Annotated in this window: 16 protein-coding genes; 4 read left to right on the top strand and 12 right to left on the bottom strand. The window is 63.7% G+C overall.

Annotated elements, in window-relative coordinates; genetic code table 11:
- Together SPHV1_RS01110 and SPHV1_RS01105 are read left to right on the top strand one after the other, a co-directional pair.
- Positions 1-711: SRPBCC family protein (locus tag SPHV1_RS01110; RefSeq protein WP_304437716.1), on the top strand; the 711-nt coding region annotated here is incomplete at its 5' end.
- Positions 712-752: 41 nt separating this feature from the next.
- Positions 753-1,595 carry a helix-turn-helix domain-containing protein gene (locus tag SPHV1_RS01105; RefSeq protein ID WP_231634365.1) on the top strand — a complete coding sequence of 281 codons (843 nt, stop codon included), beginning with the start codon at positions 753-755 and terminating at the stop codon, positions 1,593-1,595.
- Positions 1,596-1,602: 7 nt separating this feature from the next.
- Here SPHV1_RS01105 and SPHV1_RS01100 read toward each other — a convergent pair whose 3' ends face one another.
- The 5 genes from SPHV1_RS01100 to SPHV1_RS01080 form a co-directional block, all read right to left on the bottom strand.
- Positions 1,603-3,591, bottom strand: coding sequence for an FAD-dependent oxidoreductase (locus tag SPHV1_RS01100; protein WP_054944300.1), 1,989 nt, complete (start codon positions 3,589-3,591; stop codon positions 1,603-1,605).
- Positions 3,592-3,768: 177 nt separating this feature from the next.
- Positions 3,769-4,029 carry a hypothetical protein gene (locus SPHV1_RS01095; protein ID WP_054944299.1) on the bottom strand — a complete coding sequence of 87 codons (261 nt, stop codon included), beginning with the start codon at positions 4,027-4,029 and terminating at the stop codon, positions 3,769-3,771.
- 251 nt (positions 4,030-4,280) lie between these two features.
- Positions 4,281-5,084, bottom strand: a complete 804-nt coding sequence (locus SPHV1_RS01090) for a lipid II flippase Amj family protein (protein ID WP_054944298.1) — start codon at positions 5,082-5,084, stop codon at positions 4,281-4,283.
- A gap of 42 nt (positions 5,085-5,126) precedes the next feature.
- Positions 5,127-5,999, bottom strand: a complete 873-nt coding sequence (locus SPHV1_RS01085; protein ID WP_054944297.1) for a sulfite exporter TauE/SafE family protein — start codon at positions 5,997-5,999, stop codon at positions 5,127-5,129.
- 242 nt (positions 6,000-6,241) lie between these two features.
- Positions 6,242-6,442 (bottom strand): hypothetical protein, encoded by a 201-nt coding sequence (locus SPHV1_RS01080; RefSeq protein WP_007014665.1) that lies wholly within the window; start codon positions 6,440-6,442, stop codon positions 6,242-6,244.
- A 185-nt stretch (positions 6,443-6,627) separates the two neighbouring features.
- Here SPHV1_RS01080 and treF point away from each other — a divergent pair, with 185 nt between their 5' ends.
- Positions 6,628-8,202 (top strand): alpha,alpha-trehalase TreF, encoded by a 1,575-nt coding sequence (treF, locus tag SPHV1_RS01075; protein ID WP_054944296.1) that lies wholly within the window; start codon positions 6,628-6,630, stop codon positions 8,200-8,202.
- Here treF and SPHV1_RS01070 read toward each other — a convergent pair.
- The gene (locus SPHV1_RS01070; protein ID WP_054944295.1) at positions 8,199-8,810 is read right to left on the bottom strand and encodes a hypothetical protein; all 612 of its coding nucleotides are present in this window, start codon (positions 8,808-8,810) and stop codon (positions 8,199-8,201) included. The genes treF and SPHV1_RS01070 overlap by 4 nt on opposite strands.
- Before the next feature lie 195 nt (positions 8,811-9,005).
- On the opposite strand from SPHV1_RS01070, the gene SPHV1_RS01065 reads away from it, so the two are divergent.
- The gene (locus SPHV1_RS01065) at positions 9,006-9,410 is read left to right on the top strand and encodes a heme-binding protein (protein ID WP_054944294.1); all 405 of its coding nucleotides are present in this window, start codon (positions 9,006-9,008) and stop codon (positions 9,408-9,410) included.
- 4 nt (positions 9,411-9,414) lie between these two features.
- Here the strand turns inward: SPHV1_RS01065 and SPHV1_RS01060 are convergent, their stop codons facing one another.
- The 6 genes from SPHV1_RS01060 to SPHV1_RS01040 all read right to left on the bottom strand — a co-directional run bounded on the left by SPHV1_RS01060 (position 9,415) and on the right by SPHV1_RS01040 (position 12,419).
- A complete protein-coding gene (locus tag SPHV1_RS01060) occupies positions 9,415-10,143 on the bottom strand; it encodes a DUF998 domain-containing protein (RefSeq protein ID WP_054944293.1) in 729 nt (242 codons plus the stop codon).
- Positions 10,144-10,241: 98 nt separating this feature from the next.
- Positions 10,242-10,457: a Lar family restriction alleviation protein gene (locus SPHV1_RS26075; RefSeq protein ID WP_079730738.1), complete on the bottom strand. Its 216-nt coding sequence runs from the start codon at positions 10,455-10,457 to the stop codon at positions 10,242-10,244.
- Between the two features lie 3 nt (positions 10,458-10,460).
- On the bottom strand, positions 10,461-11,183 hold the full coding sequence (locus SPHV1_RS01055) for an MBL fold metallo-hydrolase (RefSeq protein ID WP_231634363.1): 723 nt from the start codon (positions 11,181-11,183) through the stop codon (positions 10,461-10,463).
- A 101-nt stretch (positions 11,184-11,284) separates the two neighbouring features.
- On the bottom strand, positions 11,285-11,749 hold the full coding sequence (locus SPHV1_RS01050) for a nuclear transport factor 2 family protein (protein WP_054944291.1): 465 nt from the start codon (positions 11,747-11,749) through the stop codon (positions 11,285-11,287).
- Positions 11,750-11,763: 14 nt separating this feature from the next.
- A complete protein-coding gene (locus SPHV1_RS01045) occupies positions 11,764-12,189 on the bottom strand; it encodes a VOC family protein (protein ID WP_197277597.1) in 426 nt (141 codons plus the stop codon).
- Positions 12,174-12,419 carry a hypothetical protein gene (locus SPHV1_RS01040; protein WP_197277596.1) on the bottom strand — a complete coding sequence of 82 codons (246 nt, stop codon included), beginning with the start codon at positions 12,417-12,419 and terminating at the stop codon, positions 12,174-12,176. Before SPHV1_RS01040 ends, SPHV1_RS01045 begins: the two co-directional genes overlap by 16 nt.
- Positions 12,420-12,467: the final 48 nt, after the last annotated feature.

Below are 12,467 nucleotides of genomic sequence, written 5' to 3'. Positions count from 1 at the left end.
ACCCACCCGCAGCTGCTGCCTTTCACCGGGGACTGCAATGCGGGCTATCGCACTTATGGCGACAATGTGAACGTCAATCTCGTGCCCTTCGGGATCATGAGCCCCCACATTGCCGAAGGGCAGGGCGAGCAGTGGATCGTCGACGAATTCGCCAAGTACAACGGGCGCTCATCGGACAATTACGATCCTGAAGCGGACCCAATGGCGATCACGGTTCCCGAGGGGAAAACCGCGCGTGAGGCCCTCGGGGAGGCGATGCGTGCGGTTTATACCGACCAGACCGGATACGATCATGCAGACGCCAGCGACTGCGAATTGCTGGATGGTCTCGTCTATAACGTCTTCCCGAACTTCGCGCCGTGGGGCGGTTTCATGCCGAACATCGTCTATCGCTGGTTTCCGGGAGAGACGCCCGATACCTGCGTGATGGAAGTGCGCATTCTTGCCCGCGTCAAGAAGGGCGAGCCGATGCCGCACGGCGCTCTGCTCAGGTACCTCACGCTCGACCAGAAATGGACCGAGGCACCTGAGCTGGGAATGCTGGGAGAGGTTTTCGAACAGGACATGGAGAACCTGCCGTATGTCCAGGCAGGGCTGAAGGCTTCGAAGACGGGCGAGGTGAACTACGCCAACTACCAGGAAATACGCATTCGGCAATTCCAGGACACGATGACGAAGTACGTGGCGGGAGAGCCCGGCGACAGGGCCTGATCACGTGCCGAAGAGGAAGAGGAGGAGGCAAGATGATCTCAATGAGCAGGCTGGCGGCGAGGCCGCGACCGTCATCGGTGATCGAGGTCGAATTCAGGCGCGTGCGCTCGCCTGTAGGCGAGCTGACCCTGGCCGAACTCGATGCCGTGCGGATTTCCGGTGAGAGCGACATCCGCCCTGCCGCCGAATTCCTGCGTGACCTTGCGGCGGCCAAGGGGCTGCGCGTCGCGTGTGCGCATGACCTGACGGACAAGCGAACGCCCGTGGATGCGGCGGGCAACGTGCTGGCCCGGGATGTCTTCGGCTGGGGCGGCGACGAGGAAGTCTGGTGGCGCAATTCGCGCATCGCCCTGCAATCGCCGATCACGATGGCCTGTCGGTTCGAGACCGAACCCTTCTGGGTCAATGCCGAGGGCTTCCATGCGCACGCGGCGAACCATTATCTCGACGCGATCGACCTTGTCGATTTCGCGGCGCGGGCCCTGACCAGCGCTGCTATCGTGGTGCCGGTCCACATGGCGTTCGGCCAGATCGGCGTCGTCTGCCTGACGCCGCAGGACCAGTCGCGCACGGACCTGTCCGATATCTTCGCCGCCCACGGCGACATGCTGGCGATCTATTCGCGGCTCTTCGTGACGACTTACGTCAAGTTGATGGGCGGGGCGAGAGCGCTGCCTTCGGGCGCATTGCTGTCGAAGCGAGAAGTCGAGTGCCTGCGCTGGGCTGCGCTGGGCAAGACGGACCTGGAAATCGGCATGATCATCTCGCGCTCGCGCGCGACCGTGCGGTTCCACATCCACAATGCTTCGCTCAAGCTCAACGCGGTGAACCGTTGCCAGACTCTCTTCAAGGCTTCGCAACTGGGCTACATTACCCTGGGGTGAGGCCGTATTAAAGGCTGCGTGCGGCCATGTGCCCCTCGCGGATCGCGGTCTGCAGGTAGCGCGGGCTGCGCACGTCTCCCACCGCGATCACGGGGAAGGGGGCATCGGCCAACCCGTCGATCAGGTCGCGGTTGGGTGCATTGTGCGAGACGAACACGACCGTATCGGCATCGACATGGAATGCGCCGCCGCCGAAGCGGTGCCGCACCTCCACGCCTCCGTCGCCTACCGAAAGCAATTCGCCATAGGTGATTAGGCGCAGGTTTCCGTCTGCGGCCAGCCGTTCGAGCGCGGCTTCATCGCTGAGTGCCGGTTCCAGGCCGGGAGCGAAGGACTTGTGCGGCGTGACGAAGGTTACTGCCAGGCCCCTGGCGACGAGGTATTCTGCGGCTGCGACCGCCTCGTAGTGCCCGGTATCGTCGAACACGACGGCGCGGCTGCCCCAGTTGCGGTTGCTGCCCTCGGTCAGCACTTCGTGGCTGGAGACGACGGAAGCATGATCCATGCCCCTGGCCATGAGGTCCGGCGAGCGATGCTGCGCGCCATCGAGCCGAGGCAACGAGCCGGTTGCCACGATGACGGCATCGGGTGCGTAGTCCGCGATGTCCTCGGCATCGACGTAGGTCGACAGGCGGATGTCGACGCCGCAGCGCCGGACCTCCCGTTCCAGCCAATGGACGATATCGGCGATCCCTGCGCGTCTCGGTGCCAGTGCGGCGATATTGACTGCACCGCCCAGGTGCGGAGAGGCTTCGGCCAGTACGACCGTGTGTCCGCGCATGGCGGCGACCCGGGCGGCTTCGAGTCCGGACGGACCGCCGCCGACGACCAGCACCCGGCGCGGGTTCTCCGAAGGTCCGATGAGATCCTCCGATAGCGTGGCCTCCAGCCCGACCGCGACATTGACGGTGCAACCGATCTGTCCGCCTGTGAGCAGGCCGCCAATGCAACCGTGGTTGCAGCCGATGCAGGGGCGCACGTCATCTGTGCGTCCTTCGATGGTTTTGCGCACGATGGCAGGATCGGCGATGTGCGCGCGGGTCATGCCGACAAGGTCGCCATCGCCTTCGCGGATCACCTGTTCGGCTTCCTCAAGGGTGCGGAAGCGCCCCGTGACGATGACCGGGACCTTGCTGGCATGGGCAGCCGGACGATCGCCCTCCAGTTCGTAGCCGGCCGGCTCGTGCATGGCCCCGATGATCTTGTGCGGATTGTAGTCGGTGCCCGAGGAGAGGTTCAGGAAGTCGATCAGGCCCCTGTCTGCAAAGTGGTCGGCGATGCATTTGATGTCCTCGGGCGAAAGTCCGCCTTCGAACGGCTCGCTGCTCAGGCGGACGCCCAGGGCCATGGTCTCGGGGATTGCCGCACGGACCGCTTCGAGCAGCCTGACCGGAAGGCGCATGCGGTTCTCGAAGCTGCCGCCGTAGGCATCCTTCCGCCGGTTGTAGAGCGGCGAGAGGAACTGCTGCAGGAGATAGCCGTGTGCCATGTGCAGTTCCACGCCGTCGAGTCCGCCATCGGCGCAGTCCCGTGCCGCCCTGACGTAGCATTCGACGAGGAAATCCATCTGCGCGAGGCTCATCGCCTGAGACGGGATGCCGACCATGGCTCCGACGCTGTCCGACGAGGACAAGGGAGGTGAACCGTCCAGTTCAGGAATCTCGTTGCCGAGGTGGCCGATTTGCTGGAAGATCTTCATGCCATACGGCGCGCACAGCGCCACGAGATCCCGGTAGCCTTCAACGAGGCCCGGCGCGCCGGAGACGAGGAAGGGATAGGCGCTGGTGCCCACGGCCAATGCTTCGATGATGGTCAGTCCCACGCCGCCCCTGGCGCGCTCGACGTGATAGGCGATCAGGGCAGGATTCATCGTGCCCTTGCCGATCCCGGTACCATGCCCGGTGCGAACCACGCGGTTCGGGATATGGATAGGCCCGATCGCGATCGGCGACAGGACGCGTGAAAGGTTGGCGGGCGCGTTTTCGACCGGATGCATGAACCCTCTCCCTTCGTTGCAGCACCCGCTTTTCGTGGGGCCTTGCCGCAGTGTTCAGTTGAGGGGAGGAGCAAAGTTCGTGCAACCTGCCAAATGACTAGTCGAAGCGCATGGACGCCGACGTCAGCTGGCAGGAAGCCTTGGGAAAGGAGTTGGCTTGGCCCTGTGTGCGGCGGGTCAGGCTGAAATCGACTGGACCCGCAAGTGGTCGCTTACATCGATGACCGTCAGTGAATTGCCTTCCAGTCGGTCGAGATCGCCAAAGGCCTTTTCGATGGCTGCGCGCTTTTCCAGGATCAGGCGCGCGACGCCCTCGGTCAGGCCGCCTTCATCGCCGACACGCCCCAATGCGGCCGCGATGTCGGCTATGATGGCGCTGGAGGGCTCGTGGTGGAGATTGCCCTTTTCGTCCCTGTAGGCTTCGATAACGGATGCCATAATCTGCTCCTCGCCATGGCCCGCGCAATGTCATGGCGAGCCGGGTTCAACACGGATATTGGCAACCCTCGCGGCGGGAGAATCGTTCGTCTCACGCAGAGGTCAGAATAGCGCAAAAGAGCCGGAAGAGTCAGCTTTTGCGACGAGCTGACGGTCCCACTTGCATTCCCCAATCCTTTCAGGGGGCTACTGTAGCGGCCGTCGTGAAACGGCCGAATGTGTGACCGAAATGGGACGATCCTGCGCTGCGATCACACCACGAAGGCGATCCAGGCGACGAGGCTTGCGGCAGGTACGAAGAAAGCCTGCGCGAGCACGGTTCCGGCAAGGCGGCTGAAGCTGATCCAGATGATCGTGCGGCGAAACAGCGGATCGCTGACCCGGCCTTCCACGACATCGTCGGTCATCACCGAGAGCTGCGGATCGATCAGGGCGAAGAGCAGGATCGTCGCAAAGCCATTGATCACTGCAGACAGCTGCGAGGCGGTGACGCGATATTGCGGATTGAGGTATCCGGCATAGAGCGAGGCGAGCACACCGACCGTGATAAGCGCCTGGGCCAGGCAGTTGGCCACCAGTACGCCCCACCCCACGCCCCGAGGTTTGGTCAGCTCGCGGATGTGCTCATAGCGCGGGGCGCGGATCGAGGTGCGGATCGAGCGCAGCCCGGCCGGCGATGCAGCGCGCAGCACCATGCGGCTGGTCGAACGATGGCGCTGGAAATAGCCGATGGCATTGACGAAGAGGCGCTGGCTGGTTGGGATCAGGGCGATGCCAATGGCCACGGCCAGCGTTGCCGACATCAGCACCATGCGAAAGTCCCCCAGCAGCGCATCGCCACCACCTGTCGCCAGCCGGTTCTCAATCCGCTTGGCAAGAAAGGGCCCCAGGAAGCTGTTCGAAGTGCGGCTGACGAGGACGAGGATGTTGAAGAGCGCAAAGCTCATCGCGATCCTGCGCGTGCGCACCCCGGCGATGCGCGCTGCGTAGGCCAGCGTTCCGATCAGGTTGATGCCTGCTGTCAGCAGACAGATGACCACGAGTTGCACGTCCATGCAGTCAAACTTTCAACTGGCCGGGCAACCCGGTCACCGGCGTCACTTCTGACCTGAGCCGTTGGGTGCCGCAAGAGTGCTGCCCGCGGAACTTGCGGATGACTTCGCTCCGGCCTCGACAGGCGTGGTCGCCTTGACGAAAAGCTGCCACGACGACAGTGCCAGGACGATGGCGAGCAAGGGCCTCAGGATCTTTTCGGGCGCGCGGGTGGACAGCATACTGCCGACGATGACCCCCGGAATGGAGCCGACGAGCAGGTTGGTCAGCAAGGTGCCGTCGACGTCTCCGATGATCCAGTGGCCGACGCCGGCAATCAGGGCGAGCGGCACGGCATGGGCGATGTCCGAGCCGACGATGCGGACCATTGGCAGGCGTGGATAGAGCATGAGCAGGACCGTTACGCCGATCGCGCCGGCACCTACCGAGGAGATCGAGACGGCAACTCCGATCGCCGCGCCCAACAGGACCGTCGCGCCGGTCACCCGGGATGTCGGTTCGAGCGGTCCACGGTCCTGCGCGAAGCGCGCAAGGCGGCTGCGGAAGATCACGGTGCAGGCGGTGATCGCAAGAAGAACCGCCAGTGAAAACAGGATGATATGTTGGCTGTAGTCGCTGACCTTGCCGAGATGGGCGATGACGGCAAGCGTCAGGATCGTGGCGGGAATGCTGCCATAGGCGAGCCTGCGCACGATCTTCCAGTCCACCGTATCGCGCCAGCCGTGCACCGTCGTACCGGTGATCTTGGTTATCGCGGCATAGAGCAGGTCGGTGCCGACCGCCGTCTGGGGGCTGACACCGAACATCAGGACCAGCAGTGGCGTCATCAGCGATCCACCGCCGACGCCGGTCATGCCGACGAGCAGGCCGACCAGAAGCCCTGCCAGGGCGTGAAGCAGATCCAGTTGATCGAGCATGTTCCAAAACCCCCCTAATTCAGGGCACGCGTGCGAATCTCTCTATCCGTTCGTCCGGTGTCCCTGGAGAGGGATTTAAACTCTACAAAATAAATAGACAAATGGAGATTCGCTTTCACGGCGTGAAGAGCAGGTTTGCCTGAAGCGGACGGTCTGCGGGCCATGGCGCAGACAAGGCAGGGCTTGCGCCCTGCCTCGTGGCGGGATGGAATGTTCGTTGTTCGCTTGCGCGCGCGGGGGGATCAGCTCTTGGGCGTTACCCAGACTTCGACGGGGGTGATGAACTTGCCGGGGGCTGGCTTGCCGACATGAACCCGGTCGGCGGTCACCTGCTCGCCGTTTTCGAGGTGGAAGGTAACCCACGGCTTGGGCATCCGCTCGAATTTCATCTTCTGGATTGCAAGTCCGGTGGTCGAATTCATGATCGTGGCAATGATACTCATGCCGGGCCGTTAGCCGTGCCGCGATTGCCGCGTCCAGTCGGTCCAGCGGGTTATCCTGTGGTTGGGATGGTCCCGCGCCCTGCTGTTTTCCTCGCAGCATATGCAAGGCCGCGGTGGCCGATTTCTGCGTTACGGCGCTTTGGGTTATGTCATGATTCTGCAAAGCCAAAGGAGGAGATGACGCGATGAGGCAGGCCGTGCGTCGTTTTTCGAGACTGGCCGCGCTCGCGCTGGTTGGTGTCGCGCTGGGCAACGCGCCGCCGCCGCCGTCGCCCGCCGACCTTTACGGCGATCTCTTCGTTGCGGTGCAGGAGCGCCGCATCTTCGATGACAACAAGACTTTCGCCGATGCCGTCCCGCGGGAGCCGCCTGCCGAGATCATGGCCGACTACAGCGCTGCGCCGCCAGTGGACGATGCGGCGCTCAAGTCTTTCGTCCTCGAACGCTTTACCGTGCCCGGGGTCAACGATATCGGCAAAACGGGCCTGCGCGCGCATATTCGCAAGCTCTGGCCCCAACTGGTTCGCCAGCCGGCACCCGTAGTCCCGGGGGAATCGCGCATCGCGTTACCGGGTCCCTATGTCGTGCCCGGTGGCCGCTTCCGCGAGATCTATTACTGGGACAGCTATTTCACCATGCTGGGCCTTGCCGCCGACGGCGAACATGCACTGGTGGAAACGATGCTCGACGATTTCACCAGCCTGATCGAGCGCTTCGGCCACATCCCGAACGGCACGCGTACTTACTATGTCAGTCGATCGCAGCCGCCCTTTTTTGCCCTGATGCTCGATTTATCGAAAGAGCCAGACGCCAAAGTGCTGGCGCGCCGCTTGCAGGCGCTGCGCATTGAATACGCGTTCTGGATGACTGGCAGTGCCTGCGCCCGGCGGCAGGGGGCTTGCCTGCGCGTCGTGCGGATGCCCGATGGCAGCCTCCTCAACCGCTATTGGGACAACCGCGACAGCCCGCGCGATGAATCCTTTGCAGAGGACAGGGCAAGCGCGAAGGCAGCGTCAGGCCGTCCTCACGGGGAGGTCTATCGCGATTTGCGCGCTGCTGCGGAAAGTGGCTGGGACTTTTCCTCGCGCTGGCTGGGTAACGGCAAGACGCTTGCCACCATACGCACGACGGATGTTGTCCCCGTCGATCTCAATGCGCTGCTATGGGCCATGGAGAGGCGCATCGCACAAGGCTGCGGCGCGGCAGGCGATGGCACTTGTGTGCAGGATTTCGCGCAGCGCGCGGATCGCCGCAAGGCGGCAATGGATCGATTTCTGTGGCAAGCGGGCGAAGGCCATTATGCCGACTGGCTGCTTGCCGAAGGACAGCCCTCGGCCACGCATTCGGCCGCGACGCTTTATCCGCTCTTCGTCGGCATGGCTTCAAGGGAACAGGCCGATGCGGTTGCCGATCTCACCCACGCGCAACTGCTGGCACCAGGTGGGCTCAGGACCACGCTGACCCGCACCGGCCAGCAATGGGATGCCCCGAACGGCTGGGCGCCGCTGCAGTGGATCGCGGTGAGCGGCCTCGATCGCAATGGCCATGGGGAGCTTGCCCGAACGATTGCCGCGCGCTGGATCGCGACTGTCGCACGCACTTATCAGGAGACGGGAAAGATGCTGGAGAAGTACGACGTGGAGGAAAGCCTGCCCGGCGGCGGCGGCGAATACCCGCTGCAGGACGGCTTCGGCTGGACGAATGGCGTCGCCAGCGCGCTGCTCGATCGTTACCCCGCGCTCGATCGCGCGGCGCCTTAGTCGGTGGCCTCATCCTTGTCGGCGTTGGCCTGCGTCATGACCTTGTAGGCGCCTTGCATCAGCGCGGTGACTTCGTCACTGCTCAGGACATATTGCGGCTCGTAGCCGAGGCCAACGCGTCCCGTGTGGCGCCACAGATCGACGTAGAGACCCTTGTTGGGGCCGAACGTCGAGAGGATATGCCGGGCAAGCCGTGCGGGTCCCACGCTGGAATAGGCGGTGCGGAAAATCGAAATGTCGACGATGTAGGGGCCGACCATCGCCCAGACGTGGCCGTTCCAGTCCGGATTGGAGGTGGCGAAGACCTGCGCTCCGTCGATGGGGTGCCGATCCCCGAAGACCGGAACGCCCTCGACTGACAGCGTGCCGGCGACGAGATAGACCGGCGCGCTGAGGCGCCCTTCCAGGCTCACGGCAAGGGCGGCGCTCATCAGGGCGCATGTACCCGGGACCGGAGGAAATACCTTGAGCAAATCGACCGCACGTGCCGACAGCGCGGCGCGATCGCTGTCCGACATCCGGTAGGCTTTGAACGCCTTGGCCGCGGGCCATCCGTGGTCGACGGATACGAGCTTTCCGAGCTGTTCGAGATTACGGGCAATCGACATGCGGGCCCCCCTAGGCGCATCGTTGCGGGGACGCCAGTGGGATCGATCGTCGCGACGCCTTCGCGCCTTTCGTCTGTCGACAAGGCGCGCATTCGCTCTGGTGCACATCGTCCTCGCTGCTAAGGGCTGTGCCCTTCACCTCACCAGATCCGCTCCGATCATTTCGGTCGGAGCGATCAAGCCGAATAGAAAGTCATGAAAACCAAGCACAGTCTCGAAGCCGCCGACGTCAAGGCGATCCTTGCCGCCGCCGAAGCCGAAGCCGTCAGGAACGGCTGGGCCGTGGCGATCGCCGTCGTGGATGACGGGGGACACCTGCTTGGCATGCTGCGCCTCGACGGAGCCTCGCCGAGTACCGCGCACATGGCCCCGGCCAAGGCGCTGACCTCGATCATGGGGAAGCGCGAGTCGAACGTCTGCGAAGATATGATCAACAACGGTCGCGTGTCGATGCTGTCGGCACCGGCCATGGGTGCGTTGCTCGAGGGCGGCGTGCCGATCGTGGTCGATGGCGATTTTGTGGGCGCAGTGGGCGTCTCCGGCGTGAAGTCCGATCAGGACGCCCAGATTGCCAAGGCGGGCATCGCCGCGATCCTCTGACGGGTCAGGTCGCGCCGGTCTCCGCCGGCGCGGCCGCTTCGAACCTGGAACCGGCGACCAGGAGCGTCAGGCCCGTTACGACCTCCCATGCAGTAATCGGGTAGATGCTGGCGCGCTCGAGCACGCCGTCTGGCAGCATGGTAATCCCACCGGTCCGGTTCACTTCGAGCAGGGCCAGACTGCCCAGTCCGAACAGGCCGAGCCCGGCACTGGCCCTGCGCCACGCTGGAGGCAGGCCAAGCCGCCGTGCGAGAATGGCCGCAGCGATCAGCGCGAGGTTTCCGCCCAGAATCGCCATGGCTGCGCCAAGCACATGGTATCGATCGATGCCTGAAGCCAGTTCGCGACTGCCGCTGTGGACCAGTCCGACCAGCACCGTTCCGCCCGAGTGAATGAGGGCTAGCGCCAGAAAGATCGCAGCCCACGGTTTCACGCCGCTTCCCGCACCGACTTTCGCCCTTCGCGCGAGCTGTGTGGCAACCACGCTCGCCGCGGCGAACAGCGCGCCGTCGAGAATGAACCCGCACCAGTTCATGACCCAGGCAAGGCCGGAGCGCAGCACGCGATCGTCGATGACATCGGCATAAGGCACGCCAAGGTCGCTGACGTAGTTGCTCGCATAGCTGTAGTTCGGGAAGGCCGCCGCGGCGATCGTCTCGGCTGACAGGTAGGACAGGCCTGCAAGGAGCCAAAGCCAGCCGGCCAGGCGCAATTGATGCGATTTACCGTTCATTTGCCATGGGTGCCCTGATCCGGCGTTCAATTCCAGTCGCATCCGGGCTGGAAGCGCCAGTTTCGGACCGGGGTGGGCATTGGTCTATGCCGCGGGCCTCAGGCTCTCCTGTTCCAGAGCCTTGCTGCTTCCTCGTGCTCCGATCGGGGCGGCCCTTCTGCGCCGCATGATCTGCACATGACGGAGAAATGCCGCGCGTACACGTGTTCGAAGTAACCTACGTCTTGTGAGCCGCAGAAAGGGCACGCTTTCAGTTCGCGGCAGGCTGGGCCGGAAAAAGGCCGCGGTTGATCGCCGGTTGCCGTCCCGCGCATGGTTCAGGCGGCCAATGCCCTTGCGAGTTCCCCCAGAAGCCGTTCACCGTCGCCGCGCCAGGCGCTGCCGTGCATGCAGGCCAGCACCTGCGGCTTGCTGGCGGCCAGCCGGGCCAGAGTAGGCCCGGTCTCGGGACCGTGGGCATAGTAGTCCATGACCCGCCGGAACGCCTCGCTGGGGCCAAGGATGTCGCCTTCGGTAAGGACTTCCTCGCCTTCGCCGGGCTGCGTGAACAGGTCGCCGCAAAACAGGGTGCGCGTGACCCTTTCGAACAGGAATCCGTTGTCCCAGCCATGGGGCACGTGTGGGGCATCGAACCACTGCACTTCCCGGCCGCCCAGATCGAGTACCTCGCGTTCTGGCAGGACCTTCGGCGCGCGGCTGGCGATGTCGCCGATCGATGTCATTGCGCCTACTGCGCTGCAAAGCGGCACGGCGTCGGGCGCGCAGGCGAGCCATTCGTTGAGCGAACCGCACTCGTCCGCTTCCATGTGGCAGAAGCCCACATAGCGAAGCCGCGAGCAGGGCATGACCTGTTCGACAGCCTCGCGTACAACCGGGAATAGCTGATGCGGGCCGGTATGGAAGAGCAGAGGCAATTGCGCCTCCACCAGGTATTGGTTGAAGGAGAAGGCGGTGTTTTCGTCTATCGCCACCGGCGTATTGATGCGCCAGATCCCTTCTGCCACTTCGCCGATGTTGGTGCGGGTTTCCTTGTTGGTCATGCCCATCGCGCAGGACTCCTTACGCGTATCGCCCTGTTAGTCCCGCTTTATGCGCCTATTCGCCGCATCTGTCTTCCTCGATATGACTGCATGGCTCGCCCTCAAAGGCCCAAATCGGAAAGGCCCGGATGATCGGCCGGTCGGGATCCACTGGGCCAGTGGAACAGGCGATCCTCCTGTGCGATCGGCAGGTCGTTGATGCTGGCGATGCGCCGCTCCATCAGCCCGTCGGGGGCGAACTGCCAGTTCTCGTTGCCGTAGCTGCGGTACCATTGCCCGGCATCGTCGCGCCATTCGTATGCAAAGCGCACGGCGATGCGGTTGCCATCGTGAGCCCAGAGTTCCTTGATCAGGCGGTAGTCGCGTTCTTTCTCCCACTTGCGGGTCAGGAACGCCTCGATCGCTTCGCGACCCTGCAGGAACTCGCTGCGATTTCGCCAGATGCTATCGGGCGTATAGGCGAGGGCGACCCTGGCAGGATCGCGACTGTTCCAGCCGTCTTCGGCAGCCTGCACTTTCTCGGCGGCACTGGCGGCAGAGAACGGGGGCAAGGGCGGTCGGGACATGGTTCGGCCTCCTGTCATGCAAAAGGTGTCGCGAATTCGATCCGAATGCCGCCGGGCATCGCACAGATGAAATGCCTTGTACGCGATCCGGCACGGATCGGCTCGGGGGCAAATTCGATGCGCGTGCCGGGATGGGTGCGGACACGCTCGAACACTATATTCAGCCGTTCTTCGTCAGCCACGCGCAGGGCGAGGTGATGCAGGCCGATGTTGGCGCGCCGGTCGAAGTCGCGTGCCGACTGCGGATCCGCAACTTGCCACAAGGTCAGCAAGGTGGTGCCATCGGATACGAAAGCGGCCGGATAGTCCGGCACTTCGCCAACGCGTTCGAAGTCGAGGGCATCGATGAAGAATCCGCAGGCTTCCTCGAGGTCGCGCACGGCAAGGCCCACGTGATGGGCGCCCTGTGTCAACTTCGTGGAATTCATATCTGTGGCCATTCTCCGCTCCTTTGCATGTTGGCAATGTCCTGTGCCGTCCAGCGCGGCGTAATGTGCCGCGGGCAATTCCAGTCGAAGGCCACGACATCGATGACGAAGGCGCCTTCCGGTGCCGCCGAATAGCCCTCCGGCATCAGTGCCAGGACCGTTTCGGGATCCTCCGAAAGCGCGATGCGACTGGCATGGCCGATCAGCTTGAGCCGTCGCCGCGCCGGATAGTCGACGAGCATTAGCCCGCACTATTCATGAAGCATCAGTGGCGGAATTGTTTGGCGGCG

The sequence above is a fragment of the Novosphingobium sp. KN65.2 genome (assembly GCF_001368935.1).
Lineage (GTDB): Bacteria > Pseudomonadota > Alphaproteobacteria > Sphingomonadales > Sphingomonadaceae > Novosphingobium > Novosphingobium mathurense.
Note: the sequence above shows the minus strand (reverse complement) of the source record. Positions and strands in the feature narration are given on the sequence as shown.

Coding starts and splice junctions, on each gene's coding strand:
- SPHV1_RS01105 (WP_231634365.1), top strand. CDS start 753: ATGAGCAGGCTGGCGGCGAGGCCGCGACCGTCATCGGTGATCGAGGTC.
- SPHV1_RS01100 (WP_054944300.1), bottom strand. CDS start 3,591: ATGCATCCGGTCGAAAACGCGCCCGCCAACCTTTCACGCGTCCTGTCG.
- SPHV1_RS01095 (WP_054944299.1), bottom strand. CDS start 4,029: ATGGCATCCGTTATCGAAGCCTACAGGGACGAAAAGGGCAATCTCCAC.
- SPHV1_RS01090 (WP_054944298.1), bottom strand. CDS start 5,084: ATGGACGTGCAACTCGTGGTCATCTGTCTGCTGACAGCAGGCATCAAC.
- SPHV1_RS01085 (WP_054944297.1), bottom strand. CDS start 5,999: ATGCTCGATCAACTGGATCTGCTTCACGCCCTGGCAGGGCTTCTGGTC.
- SPHV1_RS01080 (WP_007014665.1), bottom strand. CDS start 6,442: ATGAGTATCATTGCCACGATCATGAATTCGACCACCGGACTTGCAATC.
- treF (WP_054944296.1), top strand. CDS start 6,628: ATGAGGCAGGCCGTGCGTCGTTTTTCGAGACTGGCCGCGCTCGCGCTG.
- SPHV1_RS01070 (WP_054944295.1), bottom strand. CDS start 8,810: ATGTCGATTGCCCGTAATCTCGAACAGCTCGGAAAGCTCGTATCCGTC.
- SPHV1_RS01065 (WP_054944294.1), top strand. CDS start 9,006: ATGAAAACCAAGCACAGTCTCGAAGCCGCCGACGTCAAGGCGATCCTT.
- SPHV1_RS01060 (WP_054944293.1), bottom strand. CDS start 10,143: ATGAACGGTAAATCGCATCAATTGCGCCTGGCCGGCTGGCTTTGGCTC.
- SPHV1_RS26075 (WP_079730738.1), bottom strand. CDS start 10,457: ATGCGCGGGACGGCAACCGGCGATCAACCGCGGCCTTTTTCCGGCCCA.
- SPHV1_RS01055 (WP_231634363.1), bottom strand. CDS start 11,183: ATGACCAACAAGGAAACCCGCACCAACATCGGCGAAGTGGCAGAAGGG.
- SPHV1_RS01050 (WP_054944291.1), bottom strand. CDS start 11,749: ATGTCCCGACCGCCCTTGCCCCCGTTCTCTGCCGCCAGTGCCGCCGAG.
- SPHV1_RS01045 (WP_197277597.1), bottom strand. CDS start 12,189: ATGGCCACAGATATGAATTCCACGAAGTTGACACAGGGCGCCCATCAC.
- SPHV1_RS01040 (WP_197277596.1), bottom strand. CDS start 12,419: ATGCTCGTCGACTATCCGGCGCGGCGACGGCTCAAGCTGATCGGCCAT.